This is a genomic window from Aurantiacibacter flavus, assembly GCF_039710615.1.
GTDB lineage: Bacteria > Pseudomonadota > Alphaproteobacteria > Sphingomonadales > Sphingomonadaceae > Alteraurantiacibacter > Alteraurantiacibacter flavus.
Window position 1 is genome coordinate 66,172 of sequence record NZ_JBDLBR010000006.1, and the last position, 16,656, is coordinate 82,827.

Here is a 16,656-nt window from a genome sequence, read left to right on the forward strand (position 1 = left end):
AGAACGAAAGGATCAGAAGTTGAAGCCGACCGAGAAGATCACCTGCCGCGGCGGAATGTAAGTACGGAAACCCTGCGCGCTGCCATAGGGGTCCGAGAAGCTTGAGTTCACCCCGGCCTTGTCGAACAGGTTGGTGACCGAAACCGAAGTAAACAGCGGCGGGCCATCCAGATCGTAACGCAGGTAGAGGTTCACCTGCTCGTATGACGGGGTGAAGTCGTAAACCGGGTTGTTGAACACCCGGTAGTAGAAGTCGCCGCGATAGATGTATTGCGCCCGCGCGGTGAGCTCACCTGGCCCCACGGGAGCGTTGTAGGTGAGCGCCGCCGAGCCCTGCCACTCGGGCAGTTTGGGCACATCGTTCCCGTCGATGTCGGCGCGAGCAGCTTCGCGTGCCAGCACCGCATTGTAGAAGTTCACCCAATACAGGTAGTCGGGATAACCGGCAGCAATCTGCGCGGCCGAGGCGTCCGCCGGGTCGAGAGCCAGATATTTCTCCGTGAACTCACCGTGGAGATAGGCGACGGTTGCATCGAACCGCAGGTTGGGAGTGATGTCCCAGAAGCCTTCGAGTTCAAGACCATAGATCTCAGCGCTCGGCGCATTGGCGGTGCCTTCACCGAACAGCATCGCGTCCTCATCGAGGAACTGCATATTGGAATAGTCATAGTAGAATGCCGAGGCGTTGAGCTGGACCGACCCGTCGAAGAACTGGTTCTTGGCGCCCAGTTCAAAGGAGTTGACCGTCTCCGCCGCATAGGTCGGCCTGATACCGGTTTCGAAGCCCAGCGCCGAAAACGAAGTGTCGTTGCTGTTCAATCCGCCCGGTTTGTAGCCACGGGTGTAGCTGGCATAAATCATATTGTCAGGCGTGAGTTCATACTCCAACGCCAGCTTCCCGGTAACGTGATCTCCTGAAAGACCCGGCGAGTTGCTGGGCTGCAGGAAGGCTCCGGAGGTATAGGGAACCGTGCCGCCGCTCATCGAATCCGAGGTGCCGGAATACTTGTCGTAATTGTAACGCAGGCCAGCCGTGAGTGAGAGCCTGTCGGTCAGATCATAGGTTCCCTGCCCATAAGCCGCCCATGCCTCGCGCGTAACTGACTGGAGGGTAGCATAGGTGAGGTACTGGATCGCATCATCGTCCCAGGCCGTGTCCGAGGGAATGATCGGGCGCAGCAGATTGTCATCGCTGCCACGGTATTCGAGAACGTACTGCTCGTTCTTGGTCCACAGATAGACGCCGCCGACAATCCACTGGAACGGGCCATCGCCGTTCGAGGTCAGGTTAAGCTCCTGCGTCCAGCTTTCGTTGTTGCTCTGCCAGGTGGCGACGTGGTCGTACCTGATGCCGCCGAAGACCAGGGGATTATAGGTCAGATCGTAGAACAGGTCGGCAGTCAGGCCGTCGGCATCCCAGCGCTGGTCGCTGAACAGCTTCTGATAGCTGGTGATCGACTTGATCGTGGCGAAGTCGAACTCGTACTCCAGGTTGGCGTAGTACAGTTCGGTATCGATGATCGAGAGGCCCGGGAAATCCTGCGACAGCACCCTCGGATCGGGCTCCGGGTCCTCGATGTTCTTCTGCGCCGGTCCATGCGTGTCGCTATGGAACTGGATGGTGTTGAGTTGGGCAGTGAAACGATCGGTCGGCTGCCACAGAAGCGAGGCGCGCCATGCGGTCTCGTCCTGATCGTCAAGATCGTATTCGCCGATGCCCACGACATCGGTCGCCTTGGAATAGCCGGAGTGTTCGTAATGCTGCCCGGCCACGCGAACGGCCAGGGTGTCGGAAACCGGCAGGTTCAGACCTGCTTCAAACTGATAGGTGTCGTAGTTGCCGATACCCGCACGCCCGTTGGCCTGCACCGCCGTCAAGGAAGGCGCTCGTGTCACAACGTTGATTGTCCCGCCGGTCGAACCTTGCCCGAAGGTCGTGCCCTGCGGACCGCGCAGCACTTCGACCTGCCCCACATCGATGAATGCGGCATTCGCGGCGATCGAGTTGAAGATATAGACGCCGTCGACGTGATAGGAGACGCCGGGTTGGGCATTGAGGTTCTCGGGCGTTTCCGAACCGATGCCACGGATCGACACCATGCGTTCGCCGCCCCCGCTCTTGGCGACGACCAGGCCGGGAACCGTGCCGTTCAGGCCTGTGATCTCGGTGATGTTGGCGGCCTGCAGATCCTCGACAGACACAGCACTGACCGAGATCGAGGCTTCCTGAAGCGAAGTCCCCTGCTTGGTGGCGGAAACGATGATCGCATTATGGTCGGGCTCGGTCTCCGCAGCATCTTCGGCCCAGGCGGTCGCCGGGACGAGCATGGCAACGGCGACGCCAGCAAGCAGGCTCTTGCGGCAAGTCTTAAGATAGTAGTGATTCATGGCGTACCCCCAATGGTTTCGGTCCGCTCAAGGCACTCTCACCCCAAATGTGCGTGTTGTTGTATATTCCCGCCGCCGGTTGTCCCGATGTGCCCCTGCATTGAGCCACCAAGCGGTTTTCCAATCTTGAGGATGGGCGCAGAACTTGTTGACGCGGACCGGTCATATTCGCCAGATTCCGGCAGCGAGACGGCTGGATCGTCAGCCGGTCCCGTTCGGCACGCATGATCGTCGGTCAGGCCGATTCGCCGCCGGTACATATAATCTGCATGCCACGCCAAGACCGCCTGCCTGATCGCGCATATTGCTGACCAAGAAGGCGCATAGGAAGGCTCGCATCACCGGCCAGGTCCGGGCGCCAGACTGTTCGATCAAGGAGTAGCCGAATGTCCGTGATTACCGCACTCGAGCCCGTCCAGAGCGAAGCGGCCTGGCGCGGAGATGAGATCAAGGATCGGTCAGACTGGATTTACCGGCTTTCGGATGAACAGGTCGCCGAACTGGAGGCGCTGGGCGGCAAGTTCGTGAAGGACGATCCCGATCTGAGGTTCGTCCAGAAGGAAGACTATCCGCTGGTTGCCTGTGCCGAGGCGGTGAAGGAATGGGGCAAAGATGTCGACTACGGTCGCGGCTTCGTTCTCGTGCGGGGCCTGCGCACTCATCTTTATTCGGATGCCCTGTCCGGGGCGATCTATTACATCCTCGGGCTCTACATGGGCGATCCGATCCGCCAGAATGAAATGGGCGACCTGATCGACCACGTTTACGCCACCTCGGACAAGACCATGGACGATCCGACCGCAAAGTCTTCCAAGGTGCGCGGCGAGCTGGTCTACCACTCCGACAGCTCGGACGTGGTCGCGCTGATGTGCCTGCGCCCGGCCAAGGAAGGCGGCGCCTCCTGTCTCGTCTCCGGCGCGCAGATCTACAACGAAATCCTTGAGCGGCGACCCGATCTCGCACCGCTGCTGCTCGAACCGTTCCACTGGGACTGGCGGCGGCAGGACCCCGACGCACCGTCGGACACATACACCTCGCCCGTCGTCTCGATCGAGGGCGGAGTTTTTAGCATGTATGCCGGATCGCTCTATATCCTTACCGCGCAGGACTATCCGGGCGTGCCCAAACTGACGCCCGAACAGGTCGAGGTGCTCGAACTCTTCGACAAGATCACCTACGAGCCGGGCATGGCGATCGAGATGGATTTCCGTCCAGGCGATATCCAGTGGTTGTCGAACTATGCGGCGCTCCATGCCCGCACGACCTTCTACGATCACCCCGAACCGCAAAGGCGGCGCCACCTGCTGCGCCTCTGGCTGCATCGCGATGCGGGGCGCCCGGTGGTGGAGGGCTTCGGCAAGAACGGCGTCGTCCAGGTGCGGGAGGCTCCGCGCGATGGTGCCGCCGAGCATCCGGATGCACAGTTCAGCATTCGCGATATGGTGGTTCCACGTCTGCTCGACTGACCGCGGCGTCAGGGCACGCAAAAAGGCCGGCCACGGATAACCGCGCCGGCCTTTTACCATGCCGCTCGCTCAGACTTCGGGGAAGCTCCCGGCAAAGGCGAGTTTCGCGATCGGCATGCGATCAGACGGCACCTCGCGTTCGCGCAAAGGTTCGGGCAGGCCATCGACTTGCTCGTGCGTCCTGCCGACGGCGACCGCCATCTCGATCCGGTAGCCGTCCGGAACGCGCAACTCGGCGGTGGCTTTTTCGTAGTCGAGCCCCGCAATCCCGTGCGTGTGCAGGCCATCTTGCACCGCCTGCAAGGCCAGCTGCCCCCAGGCCGCCCCGGTATCGAAGGCATGGCTATAGGCCGGCTCCACAGCCTTGCCTGTTTCATCCCGCATGAAGCAATCCGACAGGATGAATACGATAGCCGAACAGTTGCAGGCCCATTCCCGGTTGGCCGGGACAAGCAGATTCAAAAAGCGCTCCCAATCCGGCCCGTCGCGAAGAGCAAACAGGAAACGCCAGGGCTGGATATTGAAGGCCGAGGGCGCCCAGCGTGCGGCCTCGAACAGGCGCATCAGATCCGCCTCCTCGATCTGGCTGCAATCGAACGCTCGCGGCGACCAGCGCCGGGTGAACACGTCGGCAATCGGATATTCGGTGTTGCGATAGGTGTGTTCGGTCATACGAACCTAGGCATCTGCGGTTTCGGGGAACGCAATGCTGGTGGAATATTCCTTCCAGCGCTCCATCTCGCGCTGCAGCAGCTCGATCTGTCCTTCGGCATAATGCAGAGCGTCGTCACCGAGAAGCAAGTGCATGGGCGGCTCGTCCATGCCTAGCGTATCGATGATTGCCCTGGCGGCCCGCTTGGGATCGCCCTTCTCCTTACCCTGCCCTGAGATAAGGGATTGTTTAGCAAAATGGGCTGTCTGCGCATAAGCGGCGATGTCCTGTTCCGCCAGACGCAGCGATCCGCCGGCAAAATTGGTCCGCATGCCGCCCGGGGCGACATTGGTGACCTTGATACCCATGGGGCCGACTTCCTGAGCCAGGGTCTGGCCAATGCACTCCAGCGCATATTTGCTCGCCCCATAGATCGCGGTACCAGCCCATGGCGCGAGACCGCTGACCGAAGTGATGTTGACGATATGCCCGGCCTGGCGTTCGCGCATGGATGGCAGGGCCGCCTGGATCATTGCGATGGCACCGAAAACATTCACATCGAACAGCGCGCGCATCTCGGCAGAAGAAACCTCTTCGATCGCGCCAATCACGCCATAGCCCGCATTGTTCACCAAGATGTCCACCGGCCCCATCGCGCCTTCCGCCATGGCGAAAATTCGCGCCGGAGCACTCTCGTCCGAAAAATCGAGCACGCCAGCATAGGCACTTCCGGGCGCAAGCTGCTCGAACTCTGCGCAGCTTGCCTCGCTTCTTGACGTACCGAAAACCTGGTCTCCGCGATCGAGCGCGGCGCGCGCCAATTCCCGTCCCAATCCTCCACTGATCCCGGTGATTAGCCAGTTCGTCATGTCTGCAATGCTCCTGTCCTGATATCCTCCTTGTCTAGCCCCCCTACGCACAGGCGCTTTGCAGCGCTCGCCGCAATTCTTGTCATTCGACGCACAAGCAGCGGTTCGCCTTGCATCCCGGCGAAGGCCTGTGCTGTCAGAATGCTGACGCCGCATTCCAGGAGATCAATCGCGCATGGCCGTTGCAGTTGTCGGATCCATCAACGTGGACCTTGTGCTGACCGTAGATGCCCTGCCCTCTCCCGGTGAGACGGTTCTGGCCAGCCGCTCCACTCGCCTGCCGGGCGGGAAGGGGGCAAACCAGGCTGTAGCAGCGGCTCGCTTCGGCGCGACGACGCGGCTCACTGCCGCAGTCGGCGACGACGAGGGTGGCCAATGGATGCGCCAAGTCCTCAGCAGCGAAGGCATCGATACGTCCGGCGTCGAAAGTCTGAGCGGACAGGACACCGGGCTCGCGACAATTGCGGTGGACGCTCGGGGAGAGAACCAGATAATCGTCAGCTCAGGCGCTAACGCGCTACTATCGCCGGATAAGGCCGCGCTTCTGAAAAGCGATACAAAGGTCGTATTGGCCCAGCAGGAAGTTCCACCGGAAGCGATACTGGCCGCGTTTACGGTTGAATTGCCGGCCGGCGCAATCAGGATGCTCAACGCAGCGCCTGCCCTGACCGGTGCCGCAAACTTGCTGGATCACACAGACATCCTGATCGTGAACCAGCACGAATTGGCCGAATATCTGGGTTTGGCGCAGGCGCCCGCGAATGCTGCCGAAGCGCTGATTGCCCAAGACCTCCTGCGCTTCGAGGGCCAGACCATTATCGTCACGCTTGGGGCAGGCGGCGCCCTTGCCGTTTCTTCCGCTGGACATTTCTATGCCCCCGCAGTGGCAGTATCGCCACGCGACACGATCGGCGCAGGCGATTGCTTCTGTGGGGTTTTGGCCGCCTTGCTCGACACTGGCGCTCCGCTTGAGAAAGCCATTTCCTCGGCAAACGCGGCTGCCGCGCTGTGCACACAAAGGCAAGGCGCAGTCCCGGCAATGCCGACCCGTGCCGAGGTCAAGAAGTTCGTCGGCTGACAACATCGGCCCCGCACATTGTTCGTGTACGATCAAGACCGCTGCTTTCCTATCGCTAAGGTGCGAATCTCAGCAAAGGCAAAGGCGAATGTTGCAACGCACCATAGCAAATCCAGCACTCGGGCCCTTCGGATCGCATAACGGCAAAAAATGCCGAACTTCAGGCGCGGGTCCTCAGCTATGACCATGCTTGGCCTTGATCGGCGGCGTGGCGGAGTACTGTTCGCCGCCACGCTCGGAAGCGCCCTGTCCACCACGGCAACGGTGCATGCGGTGTTCGGAACCTTTCTGGTACCACTCTCGGAGACATTCGACTGGAGCCGCAGCAGCATTTCCGTAGTGATGGCGATCATCGCCCTGGCGAGCGCGATCACCTATCCGCTGGCCGGCCGATATGCAGACGCTCATGGCTCGCGCCGGATGATCTTGCTGGGCAACCTGGCACTTGGGCTGTCGATCGCGGCGCTGGCGCTCACCAGTGGCAGCCTTGTGCAGTTCTATCTCACTTTCCTGGCCATCGGGATTTTTGGTTCATTGCCGGCAACACCGAATTTCGCCAAGCTGGTCGCCGAATGGTTCCGCGAAAGCCGGGGTTTCGCGATGGGTTTCAGTTCGGGCCTCGGCAACGGACTGGGCGCAGTGTTCATTCCCATTGTCGCGGCGGTCCTCGTCACCAGCGCAGGTTGGCAGGCGGGCTATCTCGGCATTGCAGCCATCGTCCTCTGTCTCGGGTTTCCGATTTTTTACTTCCTCTTGAAGGATGTTCCGCCGATTGAGAAGGAATTGACCGAGCAGGAAAGCGATGACGAAACCGGCGGGGCTACGCTCGCGCAGGCCGCCAGGAGACCCACCTTCTGGCTTTTGATGGTGGCCATCGCTGCCGGTGGCGGGATCTCTACCGCAATCCTCAGCCACGTCGTACCCATCGCTGGCGATCGGGGCTTCAGCCTGGCGACAGGCACTGCGGTCGTGAGCGTCTTCGCTCTGATTGCAAGTGGTTGGCAGATGGCCAGCGGCGCCCTGCTCGACCGCACGAGCACGCCACTGATCATGCCGCCGATGTACGCACTGGCAATTCCCGGCATGCTGTTGCTCGAGTTCGGCGGCAGTACCGGACTGCTCATCCTTGGCGGTGTTGGCATGGGCATTGCCCTGGGTGCGCAGTTCGGCTCGCTGCCATTCTTTATCGCCCGCTATTTCGGCGTACGGCACTTCGGCTCCATTCTCGGCGTGATGTATTCGGCCGTGATCGTCGGTCAGGGGATCACGCCTGTTCTGCTCGACATCTCCTTCGATAGTTTCGGGAGCTACCGCGAGGCTATCCTGGTTGCGGCAAGTGTGATGACGGGCGGCACGCTACTGCTCCTGCTCCTCCCGCCATACAGAAAGAACGTCGAGGTGGAGTTCAGCGGCCTGCGGCCCGCAACGCACTGACAAAGCCGAGGGCGCGACAGATCAAGACTTGGGACGAAGAAGCCTGGAAGCTGCAAAGTACGGCAGCATGAGGGATTCTTAGTCATGACATTCGACGGTCGCCTGCGCTTTGTAGTCCTCGGCGCGCTCTGCGTGCTCTTCTTCGTGCTGAACGCGGCCACTTTCAACGCCTTGGGCGTGGTGCTGCCGTATATGGTCGAAGACCTCGGATGGACCTGGGCTATTGCCGGGGTCGGCTTCACCCTGCTTGGTGTGGCCTGTGGCCTGTCGGGCCTTATGCCGGCGATTCTGATCCGCCGCTTCGGCGTCTCGCGCACGATGCTGGCAGGCGGAGCGCTGGCCCTGGCTGGCTTCGGGTGCATGGCCGTTACCACCACGGCCATCGTCTATTTCGCCGGGACGATCCTGCTCGGCATCGCGTTCACAGTCTGCGGGCAGGTCCCGGCCGTCAGCGTCATCTCCCACTCCTTCAGCAAGCATTCGACGGCGATGGGCATCTACTTCACATCGGGCAGCCTGGGTTCGGTGGCGGGGCCACTGATTGCCTATTCGACGCAGGAGTTCATGGGCAACTGGCGCATCTACTGGGTCGGCGCCGCCATCGCCACGGTGCTGCTTTCGGTCTTCACGGCCATGGTCACGGCGAACCGCTGGAACAATCGTGATGCCTCGTCCGATGCCGCAAGGGCAGCCGCCCAGACAGGCTGGAGCCTGCGCAATGCCATTCGCACGCCGCAGTACTTCATTGTCGTGGGGGCCTATTCCTCGTTCCTTCTCATCAACACCACGGTCCACGGGTTCGCTGTTCAGCATATGGCGGATCTCGAAATCTCGATGGGAGCCGCCGCCTCTGTCATGAGCATCATCGCGCTGATCAGCGCGGGAGGGTCGATCGTCGCCGGCGTTGCTGGCGAACGAATAAAGCCGATGAACATGGTGCTTGTGTCGTTGGGATCGACTCTCATCGGCGTGATCGCGCTCGCATTCGGCGCCAACTTCGCAGTTCTCGCGCTTGCATCAGTGGGCCTGGGAATTGGATTTGGCTTCAGCTACGTCAGTATTGCCGTGCTGCTGCTGGACTTGTTCGGCAAGCGGCCCAACCTCGAGCTTTATTCCACGATGAGCCTGATCTCGACCAGCGCCGCGATAGGGCCGGCGCTTGGCGGATATGTTCGAGACCAAACCGGCAGCTTCTCCTTCGTATTCCTCGCTTGCGCGCTGGTAGCGCTAATTTTCTTCACCACCTTGCTATTCATGAAGCGACCGAAGGAGCCCAACGAAGACAAAAATACGGCTGACAGCGCAATCGACACCCCGAACGTGCATCAGGCGTTATTGCAATCTGAACGGCATCAACGCAGGCCAATTGCCGAATTGTAGCGTCACGCCCCCGCTACGCCAGATTGTGCCTTCCAGGCCGCTTCACCGACCCGCTTCGCAGTTGCAGCATGAATTGATTGACGTTTGAGAACGCGCGCGGCACCTTGGCTCATCAGGTCCGCGCTTCCAGAACAAGCATAATCGGTGAACCCGTGCGCTTCACGACGAACACATATCCGAAGGAGCAAAGGCTCGACGCATGGCGCTTCGCGCTGCAGCGCGCGTCGCTGAGTCTGGAAAACACCCCCGACACAAATATTTATGGCGAGCTGGTTCAGGTCGAAAGCGATTCAGGCATCACCTTCACGCGCTTGGTCGGCACGCCCCAGGATTACACCTTCGACTTTCGCGAAACACCGGGAAGCTTCTGGCTGGCCGTGATTCTCGACGGGAATTGCCTGTTGCGCGGCGGCAGTTCCCTCATCGAGATGGACGAAGGCGACATGATCTGCGCTCCGGGTGACAAGCCAGCCTCGCTGCAACTGCTCGGCGATCATCGTCTGCTCCTGCTGAGGATACCGGCCACGTCGGTCGATCAGCGGTTGAAAGCGCCGATGCCGCAGGAGCCGCGCAAACTCTCTGCGGATTCCGGGCCGACACGCCTCCTCTTCAGCCTTCTGGCTTCGCTCGCAGATATGAGCATGGAGCTGACCCCAAGCAACCTGCGCCCGGTGGAGCTTTCCCTGCCGGAGTTTCTGCTCGCCAGCCTGATGAGCGATGCCCCGCCCCGCGCGCTTGGCGGCGCTGCGGGCATGCGCGCGGCCCTGCTGGAACGCATATTCCAGACGATCGAGATGAAGCTTTCCGATCCCGATCTCAACTATCAGCAGGTCGCCAGCGAACACGGGATTTCGCCGCGCTACCTCCAGAAGTTGTTTGAATCGATCGACGACAGCTTTGGGCATTACGTAAAATTGCGCCGGTTGGAGCGGTGCCGGCTCGATCTTATCAGCCCGTTGCATTCGCAGAAGTCGATTTCCGACATCCTGTTTCAATGGGGCTTCAACGACTCCGCCTCATTCAGCCGCGCCTTTCGTGAACAATACGGCATCTCTCCCCGCGAATACCGCAAGCATGCGCAAAGCGACGACCATGCTGGAAGCGAAAGCCTGCGTCGCGGCCGCCCCGCTTCACGCCGCGACATCGCCAGCAGCAAGGCGGCAAGCGATACTTTCGCAGAGGACATGGAAGCAGCCAATGCTGCTGCCCAGAATGTCGTCCCGATCGACGACGACGGATCTGTACGCCACCACCACCTTCCGGTCAGCCCGCAGACGGTCCACTGGGGCTATTTCAGTTCGCTGCTCGCCCCGGCGCTCACCATCAAGTCTGGCGATTATGTCACCGTTGAAACCCTCACCCATCACGCCAACGACGATGCCGAGCGCATGGTCGTTGGCGATGAGGGAGCTGAAAGCGTTTATCATTGGGATGAACATGGCAAGGCCGTCGAACGGCGCGGTGCTGGTCCGATGGACGCCAGTGCAGTGGGGCGCGGCGCTGGCGAAGGGTTCGGCGTGCACATCTGCACCGGCCCGATCGCCATCCAGAATGCAAGGCCGGGTGACATTATCGAGGTCCGGATCCTCAGCCTGGAACCCCGCCGTAGCTGCAATCCCCGTTTCCTCGGGCGGTCCTTCGGCAGCAACGCGGCCACGTTCTGGGGCTTCCATTACAACGACTTGCTCACCCCGCACGACCAGCGCGAAGTGATCACGATCTACGAGGTCGACAACGGGAAGGAACGCCTGCCCACCGCCCATGCCGTTTATTCCTACCGCTGGACGCCGCAAACCGATCCATCGGGCGTCGTGCACGAACGCTACGATTATCCCGGCGTACCGGTCGACCCGGCGACCATCGAAAAGAACTACGATATCCTGCAGGGCGTCGAGATATCGGTTCGCCCGCATTTCGGTGTGATCGCGCTGGCTCCCAGCCACGCGGGGCCGGTCGATTCCATTCCCCCCAGTTCCTTTGGCGGAAACCTTGACAACTGGCGCGCCGGACCGGGATCGAGTGTCTACCTGCCGGTCCAGGTAGCAGGCGGCCTGCTATCGCTGGGCGATCCCCACGCCTCGCAAGGCGATTCCGAAGTGTGCGGCACGGCGATTGAGTGCTCGATGACCGCCCTGATCCAGGTGATCCACCATCCCCAGGGCGACATGCCCAAAATGCTGAAGGACCTCGATTATCCGTTGATCGAGACAGAGGATGAATGGGTCGTGATGGGGTTCAGCAATCCCGACTACCTCAAGGGGCTTGGCGAAGACGCGCAAAGCGAAGTCTACAAGCGAGCCTCAATCGACCATGCGATGCGCGATGCCTTCCGCAAAGCGCGCCGCTTCCTGATGACGACCAAGAACCTGAGCGAGGACGAGGTGATCTCACTGCTTTCCGTCGCGGTCGACTTCGGCATTTGCCAGGTCGCAAACGGCAACTGGGGCGTCCATGCGGTGATCCGCAAGTCGCTGTTTATCGCCTGACAGCTTTATCCCGCACTTGCACGGCGGCCCTGCTCAACAGTTCGCGCAGGCGAACGGTGCGATCGACAAAATCGTTACCGGTCAGTACGTTGGCCATGGCGATCGCGACAAGCTTTGCACGCGGATCGGCGAAAACATTGCATCTACTGTTTCGGCCAAGAACAACCGCCGGTCGTTCCACTAACCGTGATTTGCGAGCATTTGCGCGAAATGGAGGTGGTCCTCCATCGTTCCTGCAAGCGCTCCGCCGCCATCGAACGTGCGATTGCCGTCCCGGAATTTGGACCGCTCCGCCGTTTCGATGGCGTCTAGGCCCTTTTCGCTGGCAGTATAATTCGTCACCACTCTCGGCAGCTGTGCGTCGGAAACCAAGAACATCGTGTCCGTCATTTGCAGCGGTGCGAATATGCGCTCTGCAAGGAACTGTTCGAAGGGCATTCCGGATGCCCGCGCGACCACCATGCCCACCTGACCACCGCGCATGACGCCGTGGGCGTTGTAGTATTGATAAACCGGGCTGTCGCCCATGAAGCTTTAGGTAAGACCGCTGCTGTGGGTCAGCAGGTCGGCAAACTCGGTCAGATAGCGGCTGACCGGTGCCTACAAGGCGATCTTGCCCTCTTCCACCAGCATCATGGTCGCAACGCTAGTGATAGCAAATAGAGGCGATAGATCGCATCGTTCGGTAACTCTCGCCCACTTTCGACATCGAGCGAGCCGAACTTGAGATTGGCCAGGACCTGGCCATCAAGCATGATAACAGCATGCGCATTGGGAAGGAGGCCTTCGGACACCATCTCTTCAAGCCCCTCGCGCAGGTCGATAAGTCGGTCCGGAGAAGAAACGGCAACATCCTGCGCCAAAGCAGAGGTCGGCATCGAGGGGGCAACAATACCGAGGCTGATGGTCACCCCAGCCATGAACGTCTGCATATGCCTTAGAATGGCTTGTCTCCGGCGATGGTCACCCGGGTCCCGGATCGCGTCTCAGGGAAATAATCCCAAGTGGCGAAGTGTTGCGTGCAACGATTATCCCAGAATGCAATCGAATGCGGTTGCCAGCGAAAGCGCACCTGAAAATTGGGATTTTCGACGTGGGCATTGAGGAGGCCGAGCAAGGCGTTACCCTCCGCCTTCGTCAATTCGTTGATCTTCACGATCTTCGACTTGGACAGGAACAGGCACTTGCGCCTCGTCACCGGATGGGTGCGCACCAGCGGGTGGGTGTTGCGCGGGTATGTCTTGTCGACGTCGGGGAAAAGCTCGCGATAGATGTGGTTCGAATCATGTACCGCAGTGAGCGGGGCCAGGAATTCCTTCATCGCAGGCGATAAGGCGTCGTAGGCCGCATACATGCTGGACCACAGCGTATCGCCTCCTGCGGGCGGCACCGTGTGCATGTACAGGATGCTGCCCATCGGCGGCTCCGCATCTTCGGACAGGTCCGTATGCCAGTCTTCACCGGCAACGAAGGTGCTGTTCGCATCGGCATGAATGGCCACGATCTCCGGGTGATCCTCGAGACCTGATACACCGCTGTGATAGGCAAGCTCGCCGAAATAGCGCCCGAACCGCTTGTGGCTTTCGTGGTCGATGTGCTGATCACGGAAGAACAGGACCTGATGCCGCGCCATTGCTGCGTGAAGCTCGTCCACCACCTTGTTCGAAAGCGGCTGGGTCAGATCGAGGCCCGAAACCTCGGCGCCGATGTTCGTCGTGAGAGGCCGAACGTCCAGAGCGTCAAATTGCACTTCGCACATCCTTGACAGAAGCAGTCGCATCGCTGCGGCGGGCATAGATTTGTGCCAACGCAGAGCAGACGATCAGCTGCAGTTGGTGGAAAAGCATCAATGGCAGGACCACGACGCCGACTTGCGCGGGCGGGAACAGCGCACCCGCCATCGGCACACCGCTGGCGAGGCTCTTCTTGGAACCGCAAAAGACCAGCACAGCCTCGTCTTCCTTGGGCAGCGAGAGCAGCCGCCCCACCTGCCAGGTCATCAGAAGGACAAGCGCGAGCAACGCGCTGTCCAGAACCATGATCATGGCCAGGTCACCTGCCGAAAAGCGCGACCAGAGCCCCTCGACGACCGCCGCGCTGAAGGCTCCATAGACAACCAGCAGGATCACCCCTCGATCGGTGCGACCGATCAGCTGCTTGTGCTCGTCCACCAGCTTGCCGATCAGCGGCCTTGCCAGATGCCCCGCGAGGAACGGCAGCAAAAGCGTGGTCGCCACCTTCGTCAACGCGGCAAGAAAGAAGCCGTCGGTTGCGCCGCCGTCACTAATCAAAAGCGTTGCGAGAAGCGGCGTGAAGACGATGCCTAGCAGGTTCGAAAGCGAGGCGCTGCAAACCGCAGCCGGGACATTACCGCGCGCAATCGATGTCATGGCAATCGAAGACTGCACCGTGGACGGCACGATGCACAGGAACAGAAAGCCATCGGCAACAACCGGCTCGATATCATCGCCCAAGGCAATCACGGCGCCCAAGCCTAGCAGCGGAAAGACGATGAAGGTGACCGTCAGTACGAGCAAATGCAGCTTCCAGGCGCCGATGCCGCCGATAATCGCCTGCCGGGAAAGCTTGGCGCCGTGCATGAAGAACAGCAGGACGATCCCTGCATCGGTAAGATGATCGAACCATACGGCTGCATCACCGCGCACCGGAAGCAGGGTGGCGAAGGCCAGAACAGCGAGCAGCAGCATCAGGAACCCGTCCGGGCGAAAGCGCGTCAGCATGCGACCCACAATGCGTCAGCCCCTGACCCGAGTCTTGATCGCCAGCGCCAGCTTGATTGTCGCCCGAGGCGCAGCGCTCGCATCACGCATGCGACTGCGCCCGACGGCGCGTTTCCCGCGGGGATTCCCCGAAGCGTTCCCTGTATGCGCGGCTGAAATGGGCTGACTGGCTGAAGCCCCAACGGAAGCCGATCTCGGTAATGCTCAACTGGCTGTGCAGCGGGCTTTGCAGTTCGGAACGCGCCCGTTCCAGCCGACGTCCCTTGATGTAACCGCTGACCGTCTGCCCCGAACTGGCGAACAATTGCTGCATGTAGCGTACCGAAACGCCCTCCATGGCCGCGACCTTGCGCACGCCCAGGCAGGGATCGCCCAACTGAGCTTCGAGCAAGCGGCACATCCTCTCGAACTGGCGCGCGCGCGACGCGGTCGCTCCGCCCCGCGCGACCTTGCCGCCTGCTTCCGCAAGCACAGGCACAAGCAGCTCCACCAAGGCACTGTCGACCGGGGCCGGGTTTTCGACACGCCCGATCTCGAGTGACGTGGCCACGCTCTGGAGAATAGCGAGAAGGGCGTGACTGGTGACATCGGCAGGCCTGATGATGCCGACACGTGCCGCGAGGGGTGTAAGCAACCTGGCATCGATGGCAACGCTGGGAATACGGACGAAAAGCTGCCGGAATTCGCTTTCGAAGCTCAGCGCAGCGTCGATGCCGGTCGCTCCGTAGATCAGTGTGCTGCTGTCCAGAGGACTTTCGCCCTCCTCCGCCTGCAGCCGTGCCATGCCCTCGATCAGCAGGCCGAGCCACAATCCTCGTTCGACACCCGGCGTGCGGCCCGAAATCGTCTGTGCGGCACCGGAAACCAGCGCGAAGTCGAATCCCATGGGCGATGTCCGCGCGACAACTGTGCCCTCGGCGCCGCCGCCTTCTGCCGGCTCTGCAAAGGGCAAATAGAGGCGCCGCATCGCCTGCGCCCACGCCTCTGCCCGGCGCTCTGGCGCAATGCGCGCGGCATCGAAGGACCAGGCCGCTCCGGGATTCGGTGCGACCTGGCCGGACGGATCACTCGGGGTCTTTGACACTGCCCTTGGACGGGAAAATGCCGCGATCGATCTTGACGTGGATGCCCTGCGTGCCGTCAACCACCTGCGTCACCCCGAAGTCGGCGGCGACGCTCATCAGCGAATAGGCATCGGTCTTCGACAGGCCCTGCTGCTCGTTCAGCAGTTTGATCATGTCGAGCGAAGCGCCCTTCATGGCCTGGTCGAGATCGTCGCCAAAGCCGTGGACGATCCAGTGCTCTGGTGTTTCCAGCAAGGGCGAAGGGAATTCGAAGTCCTTGCGCACGATCACCTGGAACAGCACATCGAGCGAAGCCTCGATCGCGGTGCCGCTGATCTCGCCGTCGCCCTGGCTGACATGCGGATCGCCGATGGAGAACAGCGCGCCCTTCACCTGCACCGGATAATACATCCGCGAATTGGCACCGATCCGCCAGTTGTCGATGTTGCCGCCATGCACTCCGGGCGGGATGGTGCTGACCGGCTCATTGACGGCAGGCGCAACCCCCGCCGTGCCCAGATGCGGACGGGCAGGAATGGTAATGCCTTTCAGCGCCGGTTGGCGGTCGCACGTCGGGCAATGGGTGATGCGGCCGGGCACGAGGTATTTCTCCTCGACATCGTAGGCATAAAGCGCGCGGGCCGTGTTGTAGTTCGGGTCCAGCTCGTAGATTGTCACCCGCTCGGTCTCGCCGAATTCCTCGTAGAGATGTCCCCAATTCGCCTGCAGGTTGCAGCCGTAGTTGAAGCGCGGGACCATCTGGAAATAGCGGACTTCCAGCATGTCTCCCGGCTCGGCATCCTCGATATAGATCGGGCCGGTCATGATGTGGACACCCGGCGCGCGGGTCGAGGGATCGATCTCGGTGAAGATGCGCTGGATGTCTTCGTCGAACATCAGTTCGGGATCGTCGCCAGCATGGTGTGTGACAGCCTGAGCCTGGATCAAATCGCCGCTCTTCACGCGCAGGGCAGGTTTGAGGTCGGGGGAGAAAAAGCCCCAATGCACGGTTTCCGGAACTGCGCGCAGGTAATGCAATGCCTTCGGCTGCACTTCTGCCCGCCGCAAACCGTGTTCGGTGATCAACGCCATGTGTAT

General features: G+C 61.0%; 14 protein-coding genes. 5 read left to right on the forward strand and 9 right to left on the reverse strand.

The window, feature by feature from the left end; translation table 11 throughout:
* Positions 1–12: 12 nt before the first annotated feature.
* Positions 13–2,388 (reverse strand): TonB-dependent receptor, encoded by a 2,376-nt coding sequence (locus tag ABDJ38_RS15470; protein ID WP_346786036.1) that lies wholly within the window; start codon positions 2,386–2,388, stop codon positions 13–15.
* Between the two features lie 386 nt (positions 2,389–2,774).
* On the opposite strand from ABDJ38_RS15470, the gene ABDJ38_RS15475 reads away from it, so the two are divergent.
* Entirely contained in the window at positions 2,775–3,854 is a 1,080-nt protein-coding gene (locus ABDJ38_RS15475; RefSeq protein ID WP_346786037.1) for a TauD/TfdA family dioxygenase, read from the forward strand.
* Positions 3,855–3,923: 69 nt separating this feature from the next.
* On the opposite strand, the gene ABDJ38_RS15480 is transcribed toward ABDJ38_RS15475, so the two are convergent.
* The gene (locus ABDJ38_RS15480) at positions 3,924–4,526 is read right to left on the reverse strand and encodes a nitroreductase family protein (RefSeq protein ID WP_346786038.1); all 603 of its coding nucleotides are present in this window, start codon (positions 4,524–4,526) and stop codon (positions 3,924–3,926) included.
* Between the two features lie 6 nt (positions 4,527–4,532).
* Positions 4,533–5,531 carry an oxidoreductase gene (locus ABDJ38_RS15485; protein WP_346786039.1) on the reverse strand — a complete coding sequence of 333 codons (999 nt, stop codon included), beginning with the start codon at positions 5,529–5,531 and terminating at the stop codon, positions 4,533–4,535.
* A gap of 19 nt (positions 5,532–5,550) precedes the next feature.
* On the opposite strand from ABDJ38_RS15485, the gene ABDJ38_RS15490 reads away from it, so the two are divergent.
* From ABDJ38_RS15490 to ABDJ38_RS15505, 4 genes are all read left to right on the forward strand, one after another.
* Positions 5,551–6,453, forward strand: a complete 903-nt coding sequence (locus ABDJ38_RS15490; RefSeq protein WP_346786040.1) for a ribokinase — start codon at positions 5,551–5,553, stop codon at positions 6,451–6,453.
* A 180-nt stretch (positions 6,454–6,633) separates the two neighbouring features.
* On the forward strand, positions 6,634–7,887 hold the full coding sequence (locus ABDJ38_RS15495) for an MFS transporter (RefSeq protein ID WP_346786041.1): 1,254 nt from the start codon (positions 6,634–6,636) through the stop codon (positions 7,885–7,887).
* An 84-nt stretch (positions 7,888–7,971) separates the two neighbouring features.
* Entirely contained in the window at positions 7,972–9,267 is a 1,296-nt protein-coding gene (locus tag ABDJ38_RS15500) for an MFS transporter (protein WP_346786042.1), read from the forward strand.
* Positions 9,268–9,419: 152 nt separating this feature from the next.
* Positions 9,420–11,753 (forward strand): acetamidase/formamidase family protein, encoded by a 2,334-nt coding sequence (locus ABDJ38_RS15505; protein ID WP_429771122.1) that lies wholly within the window; start codon positions 9,420–9,422, stop codon positions 11,751–11,753.
* A gap of 180 nt (positions 11,754–11,933) precedes the next feature.
* Here ABDJ38_RS15505 and ABDJ38_RS15510 read toward each other — a convergent pair whose 3' ends face one another.
* The 6 genes from ABDJ38_RS15510 to ABDJ38_RS15535 all read right to left on the reverse strand — a co-directional run bounded on the left by ABDJ38_RS15510 (position 11,934) and on the right by ABDJ38_RS15535 (position 16,650).
* Complete coding sequence (locus ABDJ38_RS15510; RefSeq protein ID WP_346786044.1) at positions 11,934–12,281, reverse strand: serine hydrolase; 348 nt, start codon at positions 12,279–12,281, stop codon at positions 11,934–11,936.
* 104 nt (positions 12,282–12,385) lie between these two features.
* Positions 12,386–12,673, reverse strand: coding sequence for a hypothetical protein (locus ABDJ38_RS15515; protein ID WP_346786045.1), 288 nt, complete (start codon positions 12,671–12,673; stop codon positions 12,386–12,388).
* 17 nt (positions 12,674–12,690) lie between these two features.
* Complete coding sequence (locus ABDJ38_RS15520; protein WP_346786046.1) at positions 12,691–13,548, reverse strand: TauD/TfdA dioxygenase family protein; 858 nt, start codon at positions 13,546–13,548, stop codon at positions 12,691–12,693.
* Positions 13,493–14,494, reverse strand: a complete 1,002-nt coding sequence (locus ABDJ38_RS15525; RefSeq protein WP_346786077.1) for a bile acid:sodium symporter family protein — start codon at positions 14,492–14,494, stop codon at positions 13,493–13,495. Before ABDJ38_RS15525 ends, ABDJ38_RS15520 begins: the two co-directional genes overlap by 56 nt.
* A gap of 82 nt (positions 14,495–14,576) precedes the next feature.
* A complete protein-coding gene (locus ABDJ38_RS15530) occupies positions 14,577–15,578 on the reverse strand; it encodes a helix-turn-helix domain-containing protein (protein ID WP_346786047.1) in 1,002 nt (333 codons plus the stop codon).
* Positions 15,559–16,650: an acetamidase/formamidase family protein gene (locus ABDJ38_RS15535; protein WP_346786048.1), complete on the reverse strand. Its 1,092-nt coding sequence runs from the start codon at positions 16,648–16,650 to the stop codon at positions 15,559–15,561. The genes ABDJ38_RS15530 and ABDJ38_RS15535 overlap by 20 nt, the downstream gene beginning before the upstream one ends.
* Positions 16,651–16,656 lie beyond the last annotated feature (6 nt).

What these genes read in the sequence shown, in the direction of transcription:
- ABDJ38_RS15535 (WP_346786048.1), bottom strand. Translation starts at nt 16,650, where the DNA reads ATGGCGTTGATCACCGAACACGGTTTGCGGCGGGCAGAAGTGCAGCCG.
- ABDJ38_RS15485 (WP_346786039.1), bottom strand. Translation starts at nt 5,531, where the DNA reads ATGCGGCGTCAGCATTCTGACAGCACAGGCCTTCGCCGGGATGCAAGG.
- ABDJ38_RS15500 (WP_346786042.1), top strand. Translation starts at nt 7,972, where the DNA reads ATGACATTCGACGGTCGCCTGCGCTTTGTAGTCCTCGGCGCGCTCTGC.
- ABDJ38_RS15480 (WP_346786038.1), bottom strand. Translation starts at nt 4,526, where the DNA reads ATGACCGAACACACCTATCGCAACACCGAATATCCGATTGCCGACGTG.
- ABDJ38_RS15525 (WP_346786077.1), bottom strand. Translation starts at nt 14,494, where the DNA reads ATGCTGACGCGCTTTCGCCCGGACGGGTTCCTGATGCTGCTGCTCGCT.
- ABDJ38_RS15510 (WP_346786044.1), bottom strand. Translation starts at nt 12,281, where the DNA reads ATGGGCGACAGCCCGGTTTATCAATACTACAACGCCCACGGCGTCATG.
- ABDJ38_RS15475 (WP_346786037.1), top strand. Translation starts at nt 2,775, where the DNA reads ATGTCCGTGATTACCGCACTCGAGCCCGTCCAGAGCGAAGCGGCCTGG.
- ABDJ38_RS15470 (WP_346786036.1), bottom strand. Translation starts at nt 2,388, where the DNA reads ATGAATCACTACTATCTTAAGACTTGCCGCAAGAGCCTGCTTGCTGGC.
- ABDJ38_RS15515 (WP_346786045.1), bottom strand. Translation starts at nt 12,673, where the DNA reads ATGGCTGGGGTGACCATCAGCCTCGGTATTGTTGCCCCCTCGATGCCG.
- ABDJ38_RS15490 (WP_346786040.1), top strand. Translation starts at nt 5,551, where the DNA reads ATGGCCGTTGCAGTTGTCGGATCCATCAACGTGGACCTTGTGCTGACC.
- ABDJ38_RS15495 (WP_346786041.1), top strand. Translation starts at nt 6,634, where the DNA reads ATGACCATGCTTGGCCTTGATCGGCGGCGTGGCGGAGTACTGTTCGCC.
- ABDJ38_RS15520 (WP_346786046.1), bottom strand. Translation starts at nt 13,548, where the DNA reads ATGCCCGCCGCAGCGATGCGACTGCTTCTGTCAAGGATGTGCGAAGTG.